Origin of the sequence: Tannerella forsythia, from assembly GCF_003860135.1 — a bacterium.
GTDB lineage: Bacteria > Bacteroidota > Bacteroidia > Bacteroidales > Tannerellaceae > Tannerella > Tannerella forsythia_A.
On record NZ_RQYN01000026.1, the window covers coordinates 25,117 to 42,817 of the forward strand.

Annotated in this window: 15 protein-coding genes; 14 read left to right on the plus strand and 1 reads right to left on the minus strand. The window is 45.4% G+C overall.

Features of this window, described 5'->3' with window-relative positions; translation table 11 throughout:
• Positions 1-5: 5 nt before the first annotated feature.
• Positions 6-1,472 (plus strand): lipopolysaccharide biosynthesis protein, encoded by a 1,467-nt coding sequence (locus EII41_RS07850; RefSeq protein WP_124790129.1) that lies wholly within the window; start codon positions 6-8, stop codon positions 1,470-1,472.
• Entirely contained in the window at positions 1,450-2,247 is a 798-nt protein-coding gene (locus EII41_RS07855) for a DUF268 domain-containing protein (RefSeq protein ID WP_260425526.1), read from the plus strand. Before EII41_RS07850 ends, EII41_RS07855 begins: the two co-directional genes overlap by 23 nt.
• Before the next feature lie 111 nt (positions 2,248-2,358).
• Here the strand turns inward: EII41_RS07855 and EII41_RS14150 are convergent, their stop codons facing one another.
• Positions 2,359-2,496, minus strand: coding sequence for a hypothetical protein (locus EII41_RS14150; RefSeq protein ID WP_185711867.1), 138 nt, complete (start codon positions 2,494-2,496; stop codon positions 2,359-2,361).
• Between the two features lie 26 nt (positions 2,497-2,522).
• Between EII41_RS14150 and EII41_RS07860 the strand changes: the two genes are divergently transcribed.
• The 12 genes from EII41_RS07860 (at position 2,523) to EII41_RS07915 (ending at position 17,394) form a co-directional block, all read left to right on the plus strand.
• Positions 2,523-3,275 (plus strand): DUF6261 family protein, encoded by a 753-nt coding sequence (locus tag EII41_RS07860; RefSeq protein WP_124790130.1) that lies wholly within the window; start codon positions 2,523-2,525, stop codon positions 3,273-3,275.
• A gap of 68 nt (positions 3,276-3,343) precedes the next feature.
• Complete coding sequence (locus EII41_RS07865; protein ID WP_124790131.1) at positions 3,344-4,480, plus strand: glycosyltransferase; 1,137 nt, start codon at positions 3,344-3,346, stop codon at positions 4,478-4,480.
• 152 nt (positions 4,481-4,632) lie between these two features.
• On the plus strand, positions 4,633-5,427 hold the full coding sequence (locus EII41_RS07870; RefSeq protein ID WP_185711868.1) for an FkbM family methyltransferase: 795 nt from the start codon (positions 4,633-4,635) through the stop codon (positions 5,425-5,427).
• On the plus strand, positions 5,424-6,485 hold the full coding sequence (locus EII41_RS07875; RefSeq protein WP_124790133.1) for a hypothetical protein: 1,062 nt from the start codon (positions 5,424-5,426) through the stop codon (positions 6,483-6,485). The genes EII41_RS07870 and EII41_RS07875 overlap by 4 nt, the downstream gene beginning before the upstream one ends.
• Positions 6,482-7,678: a glycosyltransferase family 4 protein gene (locus EII41_RS07880; RefSeq protein WP_124790134.1), complete on the plus strand. Its 1,197-nt coding sequence runs from the start codon at positions 6,482-6,484 to the stop codon at positions 7,676-7,678. The genes EII41_RS07875 and EII41_RS07880 overlap by 4 nt, the downstream gene beginning before the upstream one ends.
• Positions 7,679-7,904: 226 nt before the next feature.
• The gene (locus EII41_RS07885) at positions 7,905-9,026 is read left to right on the plus strand and encodes a Fic family protein (RefSeq protein WP_124790135.1); all 1,122 of its coding nucleotides are present in this window, start codon (positions 7,905-7,907) and stop codon (positions 9,024-9,026) included.
• Positions 9,027-9,231: 205 nt separating this feature from the next.
• Positions 9,232-10,437 carry a UDP-N-acetyl-D-mannosamine dehydrogenase gene (gene wecC, locus EII41_RS07890; protein ID WP_124790136.1) on the plus strand — a complete coding sequence of 402 codons (1,206 nt, stop codon included), beginning with the start codon at positions 9,232-9,234 and terminating at the stop codon, positions 10,435-10,437.
• Positions 10,438-10,441: 4 nt separating this feature from the next.
• Positions 10,442-11,599, plus strand: a complete 1,158-nt coding sequence (wecB, locus tag EII41_RS07895; protein ID WP_124790145.1) for a non-hydrolyzing UDP-N-acetylglucosamine 2-epimerase — start codon at positions 10,442-10,444, stop codon at positions 11,597-11,599.
• Complete coding sequence (locus EII41_RS07900) at positions 11,596-12,801, plus strand: glycosyltransferase (protein WP_124790137.1); 1,206 nt, start codon at positions 11,596-11,598, stop codon at positions 12,799-12,801. Before wecB ends, EII41_RS07900 begins: the two co-directional genes overlap by 4 nt.
• A 63-nt stretch (positions 12,802-12,864) precedes the next feature.
• On the plus strand, positions 12,865-14,112 hold the full coding sequence (locus tag EII41_RS07905) for a glycosyltransferase (protein WP_124790138.1): 1,248 nt from the start codon (positions 12,865-12,867) through the stop codon (positions 14,110-14,112).
• A 3-nt stretch (positions 14,113-14,115) separates the two neighbouring features.
• A complete protein-coding gene (locus EII41_RS07910; RefSeq protein WP_124790139.1) occupies positions 14,116-14,886 on the plus strand; it encodes a glycosyltransferase family 2 protein in 771 nt (256 codons plus the stop codon).
• A gap of 45 nt (positions 14,887-14,931) precedes the next feature.
• Positions 14,932-17,394, plus strand: a complete 2,463-nt coding sequence (locus EII41_RS07915) for a hypothetical protein (RefSeq protein WP_124790140.1) — start codon at positions 14,932-14,934, stop codon at positions 17,392-17,394.
• Positions 17,395-17,701 lie beyond the last annotated feature (307 nt).

Consider the following 17,701-nt stretch of genomic DNA (forward strand, 5'->3'; position numbering starts at 1 on the left):
CCCTAATGCCAGAAGCTACACTGAAAGAAAAAACAGCCAAAGGTTTGTTCTGGGGCGGAATCAGCAATTTCGTCCAGCAAGTGATCGGAATGGCTTTTGGTATAGCGATCGCCCGGATCCTTTCGCCCGACGATTACGGGCTGGTGGCGATGCTGGCTATCTTCACTGCCGTAGCGAATACCGTTATGGACAGTGGCTTTACCACAGCGCTGGTCAATCGAAAAACCATCGAACATAAGGACTACAATGCGGTCTTCTGGTTCAATGTATTCGTAGCCTTCGGGATATACGTTCTTCTTTTCTTTGCCGCGCCGTGGATCGCTCGATTTTATAACCAACCGGTGCTGGTTTCCCTTTCGCGTGTCTTGTTTCTGACGTTTATTATTTCGGCGACAGGTGTAGCGCATAACGCTTTGCTGCTAAAAAAAATCATGGCCAAGCAGCGGGGAATCATCGATATGGCCGCTGTTTTCGGATCGGGGGCTATCGGGTTAATTCTGGCGTTAAACGGACTGGCCTTTTGGGGGCTGGTCATTCAGCAACTTTCTCAGGTCTTGATCATCGTCGTGCTTCGCTGGCGATTATCGCCATGGAGGCCGACATTTGAATTTGACCGGGCTCCGCTCAGAGAGATGTTCGGGTTTGGAGTGAAGGTCTTTGTTACGGGAGTTTTTTCACAGATCACATATAATCTGATGACGGTCATCTTAGGGAAAGCGTACCACGAAACGATGACGGGTTATTACTCTCAAGGCAACAAATGGGCCATCATGGGAGGAAATATGATTGTTTCGACGCTTAATAACATTGCTCAGCCGGTATTGGTAGAAGCTCAGTCGGACAGGCAGCGTCAGCTAAACGTTTTCCGCAAGATGCTTCGTTTCGGAGCTTTTATTACTTTTCCGGCGTTGTTGGGATTAGCTTTCGCCGGAAAGGAATTTATTCTTATCGCACTGGGCCCGACGTGGAGACCCAGCATTCCTTTTCTGCAGATTTTTTGCATTTGGGGACTGAACAGTTATTTGATCGCTTTGTACATGTCGCTCGCTTTTTCGCACGGAAAGTCATATCTCTATATGAACATTATGACGATACTTTTTGCCGCCCAGCTGCTGTCGTTGCTGGTGTGTTATTATTTGTCGGGGAATATTTTCGTCATGGTATCGACTTATGTGGGGGTATTTTGTTGCAGTACGTTTTTTTGGCATCTGTACACGCATAAACTTATCGGTCTGCGAATAAGTGACGTGGTGAAAGACATTTTTCCGTATGCCGCCGTAACCGCCCTGGCTATCGGAGGGGCTTGGTTTATTTCATTACAAGTAGAGCAGGTACATTTGCGCTTTGCGATTAAAATTTTATCGATGGCTATGATCTACTCCGTCATATTGAAATATACAAACTCCATCATATTTAAAGAAAGTATCAACTATCTCAAACGAATAAGTTATGTCCGGAAAAGCGAAAATTAAAGAGTGGCTGATCACGTGGACAGGAATCAATCCGGGAGCTATTATAGCTCGCATCCCTACTCCATCGAGAATGTCTTCATTCAGAAAAGACCTGAAAAAATTTAAATCTCAGTATAAAGAAGGAGATGAATTTTTCCCAATCACCAAATTGTACCCTCTGTTTTTCGATAAAAAAACTTCTGCGGGGAGTGCCTATGGCGGTTATTTCTGGCAGGATTTATATGTGGCTCAACGCATTTTCAAGAATAATCCGGAACGACATATTGACGTAGGTAGCCGTATCGACGGGTTTGTTGCGCATGTGGCAACATTCAGACCCATCGAAGTGATCGATGTAAGACCGCTTAAAAGTGTCATCCCCAACGTTCAATTCACCCGGTTGGATATCACGAATTGTGACAAGGAGGAAATAACCGATTCTATCTCATGTCTTCATGCTATGGAGCATTTCGGATTAGGACGTTACGGCGATACGATTTGTTACAATGGGCACGTGATTGGACTGAGAAATATCACCCGTATGCTTAAAAGCAAGGGGCGGTTATATCTATCCGTCCCAATAGGTGTTCAACGTGTGGAGTTTCATGCACATCGTGTTTTTTCACTTTCTTATTTGCTCCGAATGTGTTCGGAGTATTATGAAATCGAGCGCTTTTCATGTTTCGATGATCATGGAATCTTTCACGCTAATGTGCCACTGACCGACGAAGTGATCCAAAGCAACTGTGGATGCAAGGAAATGGGTATCGGTATATTAGAATTGATCAAAAAATAAATCCGGGATGTATTTGCGGCCCACTATGCTTACCGTAACGAGACGCAACGAAGCATAAAAATGCTCTTCGTCACCCTGACAAAGTCTATCAACACAGTCACTCGGGCAACGTTACCGCGACGAACGACGGCGATAAATCCCAACGATCGTCGTCATCGTAACATCGGACTGATACGTCACTGAGTCGGGACTCGTCACCGTAACGATGCTTGGCAGCCATATTTTCCGAACATGCACAGTAATTTTCATTATATAACCCATAAAAAATAAAACACATGAACTACCTGAAAACAGCCAGCCGCACCACCGAAGTGGATGCCGTATCCGATCAAATCATTGCCTTGTATCATGCTCGCCCCGAGTTGACCCAAGACCCGTTTCTCGTTGCCACGATGGATACGATGAAACTACAGTCCGAACAAATTACCGAAGCCATCAAACGCCTGAAAGTACTGAATGAGCTGGACGACCGCGACGGGGTACGTGACCGTTGCGTACGCGCCTTGGGACACGTACTCAACGGCTACGCCAACATGCCGACCGAATTCGCACGACAGCATGCGCCGGCACTCAAACGCGTGTTCGACAACTATACGATGTCCATCGTCTCTGAAAATTACGACGCCGAAACATCGCTCATCGAATCCTTGCTGCGCGACTTGTCCGACGCATCGCTCGAACCGCACATCGCGGCCTTGCCCGGAGTCTTCGACGCCATCAAGGCACTGCGCGAAGCACAGCAGGACTTCGCAACTACTCAGGTGGAATATCTCCGCGAACTGGCACAGCAGAAAAACCTGCCCAGCGCCAGCAGCATCAAAGTGGCACTCTTGCGAACCATCAACTCAAAACTGATCAAATACCTCGACATCATGAAAGAAGTCGACGCCGCGAAATACGAAGCCTTCGCCACCGAAGTAGAGAAGGCCGTCAACGAACAAAACGAACTTGTCTCGCTGCGTCATACGCTGGGCGAAAAAAAGAAGGGCACAACACCCACTCCTCCTGCCGATTCACCCATACCGTAGAAAAAAAACGTGAAAAAGCGAGAGAGGAGCCGTCGCCCCAAACAGGTATAAAGACACGGCAATAAGAAATGCATCTGTTATTTATCTACGAAGACGACGGGTCTGTCATGCGTTCGGTCCCACGCGTCCATTTTCTGGATGAGTTGAAGCGCGCCGGACATACCCTTACCGTCTTCAACCCACTCGCATATTCCGATGTGGAGCAATTCAACGAAGCACTTGCAAAAGCTGCCGGCGCAGTATCGGCCGACCTGATGGTCAGTCTTCACGGAGACGAGCTGGTGAAACCCGATACCGTCGGACGGTTCAAACAGCGAGGTATACCTACCCTGCTGCTTTGCTCCGATAACCTGCAAGCGCCCTTTATGCAACGGCAAATAGCTCCTCTCTTCGATTTGGTCTGGCTCACCTCGTTCGAAACCATGCCCTTGTTTAAAAGCTGGGGCTGTACATGTATCTTTCTGCCTTACGCTGCCAATCCGCACGTTTTTCGTCCCCGCTTCACGGCCGAAATCCCCACCGTAGGCTTTATTGGTACACCCTACGGAACACGGGTGATGAAAATCAACGATCTGCTGAAAGGCGGCGTACCGTGCAGTCTCTATTCAGACCATTTACTGAATGCTCCCCCATCCGGTCAAGCCATCCGAACGCCGAGCCAAAACAAGCCCCTCGTCCGAATCGACCGGGGCGATTTGGATTTGATGAAATTCCCGATCGGCCGACGAATTCTCTGGAGCAAGGTAAAAAAGAAATTCACTTCCCGTCCGCAACTGCTCGAATCGGACCATTTACACATTCATCCGTCCGTCTCTTTCGAAGAGATGAATCGCCTCTACTCCGACTTCGCTCTTTCGCTCGGCATTACCGAAGTGTGGGATACCTATCTGCTGCGTACACCGGTACACAAAATCCACCTGCGCACCTTCGAGATACCCATGTGCGGCGGCCTGCAATTCGCGCCTTATATCGACGAATTGGCCGGATATTTTGAGGACGGAAAGGAAATCGTACTCTACCGTACAAAAGAAGAATATATCGATAAAGCTAAATTTTATTTACATAGCAATAAAAGCAATGAAAGAATGAACATGAAGATAAACGCGCGAAAAAGAGCCGAACAAGAGCATACATGGATCAACCGGTTTAACGACGTGTTTAAAGCCATGTCACTGCATCATACAAGACATCATACAAGGTCATGAAGCTGCTATCAAATACTTGGAACGGATATACCCGCCTAAAATGGACAAAAGCAGAAACTGCCAGCTATTTTCTGCGCCGGATTTCTGAAAAAACAAAGATTGCATATCCTTTCTTTGAGAAACGTCTTCGTAAAGCCAAGCATCAATCGGTCATGAGATATTTTGACCCGGTAGAAAAATGCTTTAATTTCAACGGTGCGAAAATCCCCGACATCTCTCACGATCCTGAGAAATTGGATGTATTACGTCACGTGTTTGAAGATGTATTATTGTTCTCCTGCCATTATGGCGAAAACTATCACAAACATCTCGTCGAGAAGCTTGATAAAAGCATGGTCGAAGGCCCATACGGATATACTGACGGAGTCTTCGATGTTACCGTAAAACCGGGCGATATCGTGATCGATGCCGGCGCATGGTTGGGCGATTTCAGCGCTTATGCAGCCTCGAAAGGAGCTACAAGTTATGCCTTCGAACCAACCGATAGCACCTACAACTGGCTTTGCGAAACAGCGCGCCTGAACAGTCCGTATATCATTCCCGTTAAATCCGGATTAGGCGATAAAAAAGAAGAGTTGAAAATCAATATTTGCGATCAGAATTCGGGATCTAATTCGTTGGTGAGTGAAAATTTCGACACCCAAAGACAAGCCGTATACACCGATCGCTACGAAACCGTTCAAATCACAACCTTGGACGCCTTTGTCGAAGCAAACGGTATCACGAAAATCGATTATATCAAATCCGATATTGAAGGTTTCGAACGTAATTTGCTCAGAGGAGCACAACAAACCTTGAAGAAACTGGCGCCCAAACTCGCAATTTGTACCTATCATTTCCCGGACGACCCGCAAGTGCTCGAATCCCTGATATTGGAAGCCAATCCCCATTACACGGTCGTACATCTCAGGCACAAACTGTTTGCTATGGTCATAAAAAATAAATGAAAATCTTCTGGAAATTAAAGCAGAGTTTTACTCATGCGTTCAATTTAAACACATTGGTGAAAACCCATTTAGCCGTTCAGCAATACAGACAATACGCTTTACAAGGCGATGAGACTGGTGTAGATGCAAACAGTGCGGTAATCGTTTCGTTGACTACGTATAACAAACGTATCTTCGATGTCTACCTGACCATTGAAAGCCTGTTACGGCAAACCGTCAAACCAGCCCGGCTGTTACTTTGGTTATCCGAAGAGGAATTCATGACAGCCGATCTTCCGCTCGTATTGAAAAAACAGCAGCAACGCGGGTTGGAAATTCGATTCTGTAAAGATATTCGGTCGTTCAAAAAACTGGTTCCTGCATTGAATGAAGCCCCTGACCAGACCATCATCACAGTGGATGATGATTATATTTACCCATTCGATTTCATAGAACGCCTTGTAAATACCAGTCGGAAAAATTTACATTGTGTATGTTACTATACTGGTAGCCGGATTGGATTTACTCCACAAGGAAATCTCAAACCCTACGTGCAGTGGGAGCATACCGATCAGGAATACAATGCCTCATTGCTTAACTTTGCTACCGGAGCAGGCGGGGTTTTATATCCGCCTCATTGCTTTTATCGTGACATATTGAACGAAAAACGGTTTATGCTTTATACTCCCAGTGCCGACGATGTATGGTTTAAGGCTATGACGCTACTCAACGGAACGAAATATGTGAAAGTACCGTTAGAATGTGCTTTTTCTGAAAAGTTTATCTCATTAAACAATGCGCAAGACATTGCTTTGTATCATCGTAATGTAGGTCAAGGGCAAAACGACCTGCAAATAAAAGCCGTTTTTGATCGGTATCATCTGGTAAAGCGCTTACAAAATATGGATGTAAATGAACTATCTAAGGATGAAGAGTTAAATATAGTTAATAGGGGGGGGTGCTTATATGAAAGAATATACCACCACTACCAATCCGATAATTATAGATATCGGAAAGCTCAAACGAAAATCCTCGGTCATCCCAATGCAGAGTATAACGCTATATATTCTGCCATATGAACGTAGGAATTGTATCGACATGGTTCGAACGAGGCGCGGCATACGTTTCGCGACAATATATGAAAGCCATACAGACCGATCCGGATAACGAAGTCTTTGTCTATGCCCGTAGCGGAGAATCGTACGGTAAAAATCAGTCCGACTGGGATAAAGAGTTTGTTACATGGGGAAAGATCTCCAAGAAATATTACAGTGGAGACATCGGGCTGATGGTTAAAAAAGATTTTACGCGGTGGCTGACGAAGAATCGTATCGATATCGTCCTCTTTAATGAGCAAAACTGGTGGCCCCCTGTCGTATGGTGTAAGGAACTCGGTATTAAGACAGGAACATACGTCGACTATTACAAAGAAGATACCGTCCCTTTCTTTGCAATGTACGATTATATATTTTGCAATACTCGCCGCCATTACCTGCTGTTTAAAGATATACCGCAAACCTATTTCATCCCTTGGGGAACGGAAACGGACGTATTCAACGTAAAACGTCAAAAGAACGATCACCTCACTTTCTTTCACTCCGCGGGAATGAATCCGAAAAGGAAAGGGACAGATACCGTCATTGATGCATTTTTGAAACTGCCGAAAGGACATCAAGCGAAACTGCTTATTCATACACAACGCAAATTAGAGACATGTCTCGAACATTTCGATCCGTCCATTTATCATCATCCTGACATTGAAATTAGAACAGCAACCATTCCCGCACCGGGACTTTACGGCTTAGGAGACGTCTACGTATATCCGTCTATCTTAGATGGGTTAGGACTGACCGTTGTCGAAGCCCTTTCTTGCGGACTGCCTTGTATCGTATCGAATCATGCCCCTATGAATGAATTCATACAAGACGGAGTAAACGGAAAATTAGTCGATATTGAATACCTCTACTCCAGAAGTGACGGATATTTTTGGCCACAATGTAAGGTCTCTACAGATTCGCTCGTAGAGCAGATGATGTACTATATAAAACATTTCTCAGACTTGGATATATTTCAGGAACAGGCACGTTTAAGCGCGGTTAAAGATTATGATTGGGGAGACCGCTCGGAGATGATTTGCACAATACTCAAAAAAGTGAAAGCAAAACCATTCGATAAAGCATTGGCAAATAGAATAAAGCAATACGAGCGGAAGAAAAACGGTAAGTACAATCTGGTGCCTTATCTGTTTTATTTCTTCAAGAAGTTGATGTAAAAAGAACTATTCATGCAACATAGTAACTAACAATGAACAAAATTATTTGCATCGGTTTAGGATATATTGGTTTCCCGACGGCGGCGATGCGGTGACTTGGCATGATAGGATAACAAGAAAAAAGGTAAAATAAGAAATATCATTATTTTCGTTTTTCGGCAAAAAGTAAAATAAGAAGCATCGTTATTTTCGTTTTTCGGCAAAAAAGTAAGAAAAAGCAATTTCAATGGAGAATTTCAAATCAGGAACCTATATCAATCAAGGGTATTACAAAAGTTTTCAGCCCGAGCCGATTAATAGAGTGTGGAAATTATCAGACATGAATGTCTTTCAATTGCTCAGCCAGGCTGACCGCCATTTGGGGCGCCTTGATATGTATTCCGAATATGTGAACATCGACTTCTTTGTTCGTATGCATGTCGCCAAGGAAGCAACGCAATCGACTAAGATAGAGGGGACACAGACGAACATCGAAGAGGCTTTTCTAAGAAGGGAAGAAATCAAGACCGAGCGGAGAGACGATTGGGAAGAAACTCGTAACTACATTTCGGCGATGAATGAAGGGATAAATCTCTTGCATACATTACCATTCTCGTCACGTCTGATACGGCAAATCCATAAAATTCTACTGCAAGGGGTACGTGGTGAGCATAAACTTCCTGGTGAATACCGAAGCAGTCAAAACTGGATTGGTGGAGCATCTTTGGCCGATGCTGTTTTTGTGCCTCCCATACATACCAGTTTGCCAGAATTGATGTCTGATTTGGAAAAATTTGCTAACGATAGTCTCAATCCCTTGCCCGATTTATTGAAAATTGCAATCATGCATTATCAATTTGAGACCATCCATCCGTTTTTAGACGGAAATGGCCGTGTGGGACGTTTAATGATTACCCTCTATTTAGTTAGCAGAGGCATCCTGAAGCAACCAATTTTGTATTTATCCGATTTCTTTGAGAAGCATCGGACACTCTATTACGATAACTTAATGCGAGTACGCACACATAACGACCTCAATCAATGGCTGAAATTTTTCTTGAGAGGTGTTATCGAGACTGCCCAGAAAGGAGTAGAAACGTTCGACAAAATTCTACAGCTCCAAAAACATACTGAGTTGAAGATAAAAGAACTGGGTGTAAAAGGCAAAGATGCCAACAAAGTTGTTGAATTCCTCTATCAAACGCCGGTTATTGACGCTCAAAAAACAGCGGAAGTTACAGGAAAATCGCTAAAAAGTGCTTATGGGATTATTTCTAAAATGGAAGAAATGAGGGTGTTAAAAGAAATTACCGGTGCTTCGCGTGGTAAGCTGTATATTTTTGAAGATTACTTGAATTTATTCCATTAATAACTTGCACCCTTTCTCTAAAAACATTCAGAAACAACAACACATAGACTTCTGCCTATACGGTATAGACGTGGTTTTCAAAACCCAGAGTACTAGAGACGAGGACTATTTACTGTTATCTGCCCTATTCAAGACCGTTATCGGCAGGATCACAATGAAATGATTGTAAGTAATCTTCATAATAGATAAAGAACAGACAAAAACTATGAACAAAATTATTTGCATCGGTTTAGGATATATTGGTTTCCCGACGGCGGCAATGCTGGCCGGAAAGGGGCTCACGGTCGTCGGTGTCGATATCAATGAACGGGTGGTCAAATCGGTTAATAAAGGCGAGACGCATATCGTAGAGCCGGGATTGGCGGAAGTGGTTGAGCAGGTCGTGCGAAGCGGACATTTGCGTGCAACTACGCAGGCCGAAGAAGGTGATGTATACCTGATTGTCGTTCCGACACCTTTCAGAGGCAATCATGAGCCGGATATTTCGTATGTTGAAACAGCTATACGTTCGGTTATTCCTTTGTTGAAGAAAGGCAGTCTGCTGATTATCGAATCGACCTCGCCGGTAGGGACAACCGATAAAATGAAGCATCTCCTTTACTCCGAACGTCCGGAATTGGAAGGAGCCATTTACATGGCCTATTGTCCGGAAAGAGTACTGCCCGGCAATCTCCTCTATGAACTGGAATATAACGACCGGGTGATCGGAGGAATTGATGAGGCTTCGACGCAAAAGGCCATGGAGTTTTATGCACTCTTCGTGAAAGGAGATCTGCATCAGACGAATGCCAAGACGGCTGAGATGTGTAAGCTGACGGAGAACTCGTCGCGCGATGTACAGATCGCTTTTGCCAACGAACTGTCTCTGATTTGTGACAAGGCCGGAATTAATGTTTGGGAGCTGATCGAGTTGGCCAATAAGCATCCGCGGGTGAATATCTTGCAGCCGGGTTGTGGTGTCGGCGGACATTGTATCGCAGTCGATCCGTACTTTCTGACTTCGGAATTCCCGGTAGAGTCGCAGTTAATCGCCAAATCGCGAGAACTCAATAACTATAAAGCTTTCTGGTGTGCGGAAAAAATCAAAAACGCCATGCTGGAATATGAGATGAAACGTTCGCGGAAACCTGTCGTAGCCATTATGGGACTGGCCTTTAAACCGAATATTGACGATCTGCGGGAAAGCCCGGCTAAATACATCACGCAAAAAGTATTGCAATCGGAGCCGGAGAATCTATTAGTCGTAGAACCCAACATTGAGGAGCATCCCGTTTTCAAACTGACCAACTATCAAACAGCGTATGAGAAGGCCGATATTGTCGCTTTCTTGGTGGCTCACAATGAATTTAAAACATTGCCTTGGGAGGAAGAGAAAGTGATCTTAGACTTCTGCGGGATATTCAAAAAGTAAAATGATGAAAAGAATAATGTTAGTCTTTGGGACACGTCCCGAGGCGATAAAGATGGCTCCGCTCGTGCAGGAGTTCCGAAAACACCCCGATCAATATGAAACGTTGGTCTGCGTAACGGGCCAACATCGGGAGATGCTGGATCAGGTGCTAAACATCTTCGGGATTGTTCCGGACTACGACCTAAACATCATGAAGCCGGGGCAGGATTTGTACGATGTCACCGCCCGAATCCTTTCCGGTATGCGCGACGTGTTGTCCGAGGCCAAGCCTGAAATCGTATTGGTACATGGCGATACGACTACTTCGATGGCTGTGGCTTTAGCTGCTTTCTATCGTCAGATACCGGTAGGGCATGTGGAGGCCGGACTTCGGACACATAATATTTACAGTCCATGGCCGGAAGAGATGAATCGACAGATTACGGGACGGATTGCAACGCATCATTTTTCTCCTACGCCGTTGAGCCGGGAGAATCTGCTGCGCGAAGGTATCGACAAGAGCCGTATCCTCGTCACCGGCAATACCGTAATCGACGCGCTGTATGCCGTTGTCAATAAGATCAAAAACGACGTTCCTTTACAATTATCACTCGGGAAAGAGCTGAAGGCCGCGGGCTATGATACAGACCGATTGGGAGTGGAAGAGGGACGTCACCTTGTGCTTATCACCGGCCATCGACGTGAAAACTTTGGTGATGGGTTCCTACATATCTGCCAGGCGATTAAAACGTTGAGCGAGAAATATCCGAATGTGGACTTTGTCTATCCGATGCATCTGAACCCCAATGTACGAAAACCCATCCAAGCGATTTTCGGAGAGAATCGTCAATCCAACTTATTCTTTATCGAGCCGCTGGAATACCTTTCGTTCGTGTATCTGATGGAGAAAAGCCATATCGTCTTGACTGACAGCGGAGGTATACAGGAAGAAGCTCCCGGACTGGGTAAACCGGTACTCGTTATGCGCGATACGACAGAGCGTCCTGAAGCGCTGGAAGCCGGAACAGTCAAGCTGGTCGGCACGGATTACGATAAGATTGTCTCGGAAGTATCGTCATTGTTAGATGATACCGAATGTTACAAACGAATGAGTCAGGCGGTCAATCCGTATGGCGACGGAAAGGCTTGTGAACGGATTGTTGAATATATCGGAGCTTTATGAAAGTTCTTTATGCAAATCCGATGATTGCTGCGTATACGCATCCTGTACTCGAACGAATCGTTTCGAGAGGGTGTGAATTGGTCATGTTGTTACCGCAGAATGATGACAAGACAGTCGGAGCGGGGGTAAAACGTGCAGAGGCAAAAAAAACGTCTTATCGGATTTGTTATAGTCGTTCAAAGACCAAATGGTATGGTAAGCCTGCTTTGATTGATCTGAAATGCATTTTATCAGAGGAGAAGCCGGATATTCTGATGATCGGATGGCCTTATTTTTTGCATTTGTTTTTTGATCGGAGCATTCTCAAATTGATAAAAAAAAATAAAATCCGCCTGATTATACAAGAGATCCCTTTTCAAACCCCTCCTTTCGGAAAGTTGGGCTATTTCAAGAAGCATCCGGTATACAATGAAAACATGGAACTACAAAGTCAGGGATTATCGTTTTATCTCCGTGCCATGTTAACGATGTGGATACGGCGGTATATCTATAAAAAGGCAGATGCAACGGTCAACTATGCTTCTTGTGCATACGATATTCTTCCTTCTTACGGAGTAAAAAGAGAAGACATTTTTGTTCGCTATAACACATCGGATACGGATACATTATTTGAGCAGCGTAAAGAAGTGCTATCAACCCCTCCAATACTTAAAATATGTCCGCGTATTCTTCATATCGGACGATTGGTGAAATGGAAGAAGGTCGATTTACTGGTTGAGGCTTTTCAGAAAATATCCGATAAATATCCGGATGCCGAACTGGTCATTATCGGCGATGGCCCTGAAAGAGAAACACTGGAACAACAAGTTTCGAAACTCGGATTAAAAGACAGAACTGTTTTTACGGGAGCGATTTATGATCCTCTGGCATTAGGGCAATATATGCACGAATCGAGTGTATATGTGTTAGCGGGTATGGGAGGCCTTTCAATTAATGATGCGATGTGCTTTTCTTTGCCCGTAATTTGCTCCGTTTGTGACGGAACAGAGAAAGACCTGATAACGGATGGTGTAAATGGGTACATCTTTCAAGAAGGTAACGTTGATAGCCTCGCTTATAAAATTGACTTGGTCCTATCAGATAAAGAAAAAGCAAAAACTATGGGAGAGGCTTCGTATCGGGTGATCAAAGAAAAAATTAATTTAGGTACGGTAAGCCAACGTTATCTAGATGCTTTTAGCTATGTGATGGATAAAACTTGACTGATAGCCTTCTAAAAATAGGTCTTGATTGAGCGTAAAATACGGAAATGTTTTTTAAATAAAATGAATATTCTTCTGCTTAGCACGTTTGAGTTACAAGGAGGCGCCGCGATCGCTTGCAAGCGTTTGCAGCAAGCATTGGAGAAGCAGGGTGTATCAGTTAAGATGCTGGTACGTGATAAGCAGACGGACGACGAACACGTATACAGTATCTATGAGAAGGAGCCCAAGTGGCTTGGCAAGCTTCGATTCTTATGGGAGCGTTTTGTTATCTGGTTACATAACGGTTTCTCTCGTGAGAACTTATTTGCCGTATCGATTGCCAATACAGGATACCGTATCGACCGGCACCCTCTTGTGAAATGGGCGGATATTATTCATCTGCATTGGACCAATCAGGGGTTTCTATCCTTGGGTAGCATAGCCAAACTATCTTCATTAGACAAACCGATTGTTTGGACGATGCATGACATGTGGCCTTTTACGGGAATATGTCATCATGCTCGACATTGCAATCATTTCATGAGCAGGTGCTCCGAATGTTTCTTTCTACAAAAAAAGAAACATGATCTGTCTGAAAAAAAATTCATAGAAAAAAGAGAGCTTATTTTTTCGAATAGCAACATAAGATTGATTGCATGTAGCCACTGGTTGTTGAAAAAAGCTCAAAGTAGTAACCTCTCAATAAATCATTGTATTTTATCCATTCCTAATCCGATTAATATTTCTATATTTAAATCAAACAATAAAATTGACAGTCGAAGAAGACTTGGTCTGCCCCAAGATAAAAAGATGTTGCTTTTTGGTGCTGCAAATCTCACAGATCAACGAAAAGGCTTATCTTATTTAGTAGATGCGATTATAAAATTGAATCTACTAAAGGACGTTTGCTTAGTTGTATTTGGACAAGCAAAAGAAGAGTTTATAAGTCTCATTCAAATCCCTGTATATTCGATGGGGTATTTGAGCCAAGCCGATGATATTGTTTGTTTATATAATGCAGTAAATGTGTTTATAACCCCTTCTCTAGAGGAAAATCTCCCGAACACGATCATGGAAGCCATGGCATGCGGGACTCCTTGCGTCGGGTTCGATGTGGGAGGTATTCCCGAAATGATCGATCATCGGAAGAATGGGTATGTAGCGGAATATAAGAACGCAGACGATTTGGCCAATGGCATCCGCTGGATTTTGGAAGAAGCCGATCCGGAAACGCTTTCGAAGAATGCACGTAAGAAGGTAGAGCAAAGCTATAGCGAAGAGGTCGTTGCCAAACAACACATAGCATTATATCATAGCTTGTTGTCATAATATATGCCTCCTCTCTTTTCCATCATCACTGTCACTTACAATGCCGAGAGAGTGTTGGAGCGGACGTTGCGAAGTGTTTGCGATCAGTCGTACAGGAATATCGAATATATTCTGGTCGACGGGGTATCCACCGATGGAACCATCGGTCTTGTTGCACCGTATCGCGATCGTCTGACCGCGCAAAACAAGCGATTCGAACTTGTTTCGGAGCCGGACAAGGGGCTTTATGACGCGATGAACAAAGGACTGCGGATGGCGACAGGCGATTACGTATGGTTTCTCAATGCGGGCGATACGTTGCAGTCGCCCGATACCGTCGCCCGTCTGGCAGAAGTCGCGCAGCGGCATCATCTGCCGGATATCCTTTACGGGGAGACGGACGTGGTGGATGAAGAAGGGAAATATCTGGCGGCTCGTCGGTTGAGAGCGCCGGAGCATTTGACATGGAAGAGTTTCCGTATGGGCATGCTCGTCTGTCATCAGGCCTTCGTGATGAAGCGGGAGGCGGCGCCGGAGTACGATCTGCAATACCGCTTTTCTGCCGATTTTGATTGGTGCATCCGTTGCATGAAACAATCCGCGGCGATTGTCCATTCGCATCTGCGTCTCGTCCATTATCTCGCGGAGGGGATGACGACCCGCAACCGCAAGGCGTCGTTGAAAGAGCGCTACCGGATCATGTGCAACTATTACGGCACGTTCCCGACACAAATACGACACCTTTGGTTTGCCTTTCGTTTCTACCGGGCGAAGCTTTTCGGGAACAATTATTAGCGAATCGATATTATTATAATGTAAGAATTGAAAAGATAGAACATCATGAGCGATACATTGAAAAAAAGTTTGCCGCATATCGTGGCGGTATTATTGTTTTTAGGGCTGTCCGTCATTTACTTCGCGCCGGAAGTATTCGACAATAAAGGGCTGATGCAGGGCGATGTGACGAGTGCTCAAGGTTGGGGAAAAGACCTGGCCGATCATTATAAGGAAACGGGAGAGCACGCTTTCTGGTCGAACCGTATGTTTGGGGGAATGCCGCACAACTACGCGTATAGCGCTCCGATCTTTAACATATTCAGCTCTGTGAGCCGCGTGTTCTCGCTCTATTTTCTTTCCGGAAACGCCTTTGTGGTTTTCCTCTCTCTCATCGGTTTTTACATTTTTATGATCGCCTTGGGGTGCAGGCACTGGTTAAGTATCATCGGAGCGATCGCCTATGCGTTCGCGTCGTTCAACCTGATCAGCATCCATGCCGGTCATGTCAATAAATGCCTTGTAATGGCTACGATGGCGCCGGTTATCGGAGGAATTATTCTCTGCTACCGCAAGAAATATCTCTGGGGAAGCATCGTCACGCTTGTTTTTACGGGGTTGAACGTACTGTGGAGCCATCAGCAGATCAGCTACTATCTGTTGATTATGATTCTCGTGCTGGCTGTGGTTTATTTGATCTATGCCATCCGTGAACATACGTTGCCCGATTATCTGAAATCATCCGCTGTCCTACTGGTCGTTGGTTTGCTGGCTATCGCTCCGGCTTTAGGTTCGTTGATGAACTCGGCCGATTACGTCAAAGAGACGATGCGGGGCGGCGCTGTTCTGAAAGCCAATCCCGACGGAAAGAAAGAGAGCTCCGGGCTGGACATCGACTACGCGTTCAACTGGAGCTACGGCAAAGGAGAAACGATGACGCTGCTGATACCAAACTTCTACGGAGCCAGCTCGCATTACGATATCGGCACGGATTCGGAGTGTTACCATTTCTTCAGTCGTAACGGACAAGCCGCACAAGGCAAGCAATTCTGTCAGTACGCTCCGGCTTATTGGGGCGACCAACCTTTTACGGCCGGACCGGTTTATGTGGGAGCTATCATCTGTTTCCTGTTTGTGCTGGGACTGCTTATCGTGAAAGGTCCCGAACGATGGTGGCTGCTTGCCGTGACCCTGATTTCGTTCGTTCTCTCGTGGGGGAAAAACGCGGGGATCAATGAGTTTCTGTTCCACCATCTGCCGCTGTACAACAAGTTCCGTACTCCCTCGATGGCACTCGTCATCGCAGAGGTATCGATGGTTGCGCTGGCCGTACTTGCCGTCAAAACGTTTCTTGAATACAAAGACGACCGGAAGAAACTGCTTCGTCCGTTATATATCTCGGCCGGCATTACGGGAGGACTGTGTCTGCTGTACGCGTTGTTCGGCGGCAGTGTGATGAGCTTCACGAGTCAGGCCGACACGCAGAATTTCGGTCAGTATCCCGACCTGCTGATGGCCTTGGTTTCCGACCGTCAGAGCCTCCTGTCGGCCGACGCTTGGCGTTCGTTTGTGTTTATCGCGCTGGCAGCCGCGGCATTGTGGCTGTATATAAAAATATCGTACAAAATGGGGTATCTGCTGGCCATCTTCGGCGTGCTGATCTTTATCGATGCGTGGACCGTCGACAAGCGTTTCCTGAATCACGACAGCTTCGTGCCGAAGAAGAAATCGCGCGAGATCGTGGCGACGGAAGCCGACAAACTCATTTTGCAGGACAAAGACCCGAACTATCGGGTGTTGAACTTGACGAAAAGCACGTTCAACGAATCGGAGACGTCGTACTTCCATAAATCCATCGGCGGATACAGCCCGGCCAAACTGCGTCGTTATCAGGATATAATCGATTATCATTTTTCGCAACAGGGCATTAACCCGAATGTGCTGAATATGCTCAATACGCGTTATATCATCGTTCCGACTCAGCAAGGGCCTCAGGTGCAGAAGAACGACCGGGCGTTAGGTAATGCGTGGTTCGTGAACGAGATTCAGTGGGTGAACTCGCCCGATGAAGAAATCGTTGCCTTAAACGACTTCGATCCGTCGCAGAAAGCGGTGATCGACATGGTCTGGAAAGATAAACTGACCGATTGGGAGCAGTTACAACATGCGACGGACAGCACGGCTTCGATCCGTCTGACTGACTACGTCGATCCGGGTCATCTGCTCTACGAGAGCAACAGCACGCAGCCTCGTTTGGCCGTCTTCTCCGAAGTATTCTACAAAACGTGGCGCGCGTATATCGACGGACAGGAAGTAACGCCGGTGCGGGTAAATTATATCCTGCGAGGCTTGAAAGTACCCGCAGGTCAGCACAAGATTGAGTTCAAGTGTATTGACGAAGTATATCTTCGCAGTGCGAAAATCTCCATGATCGGCTCCATTGTGGTGGGAATCGTCCTGATCGGACTGCTCGGTTTTGCGCTTTGGGATGCCATCCGAAAGAAAAAGCCGGCCATCGCCGAGACTTAACGCGCAATAGAACGAAATCTTTTCTAAGTCAAAATGAGGCTGTCTCAAAAGCAAAGACAGCCTCATTTTTTTATGTTCACCCCGCACGAACATCCTCTAACCGGCACAAGTCCGTAACATGTCACCGAAAAGGTCACTCATGTCACCAAAAAGGTTACTCATTTTAAACCCAAATTCCGCATTGAGTTATTTTTTTAATATAAAGCCAATTTCAAACATACTTATAATATGCTGAAATATATGTTTTTAAACAATGTTTTTTTGAAAAAATCTCTAACGCTACGCGTTAGAAAAATATATGTATTAT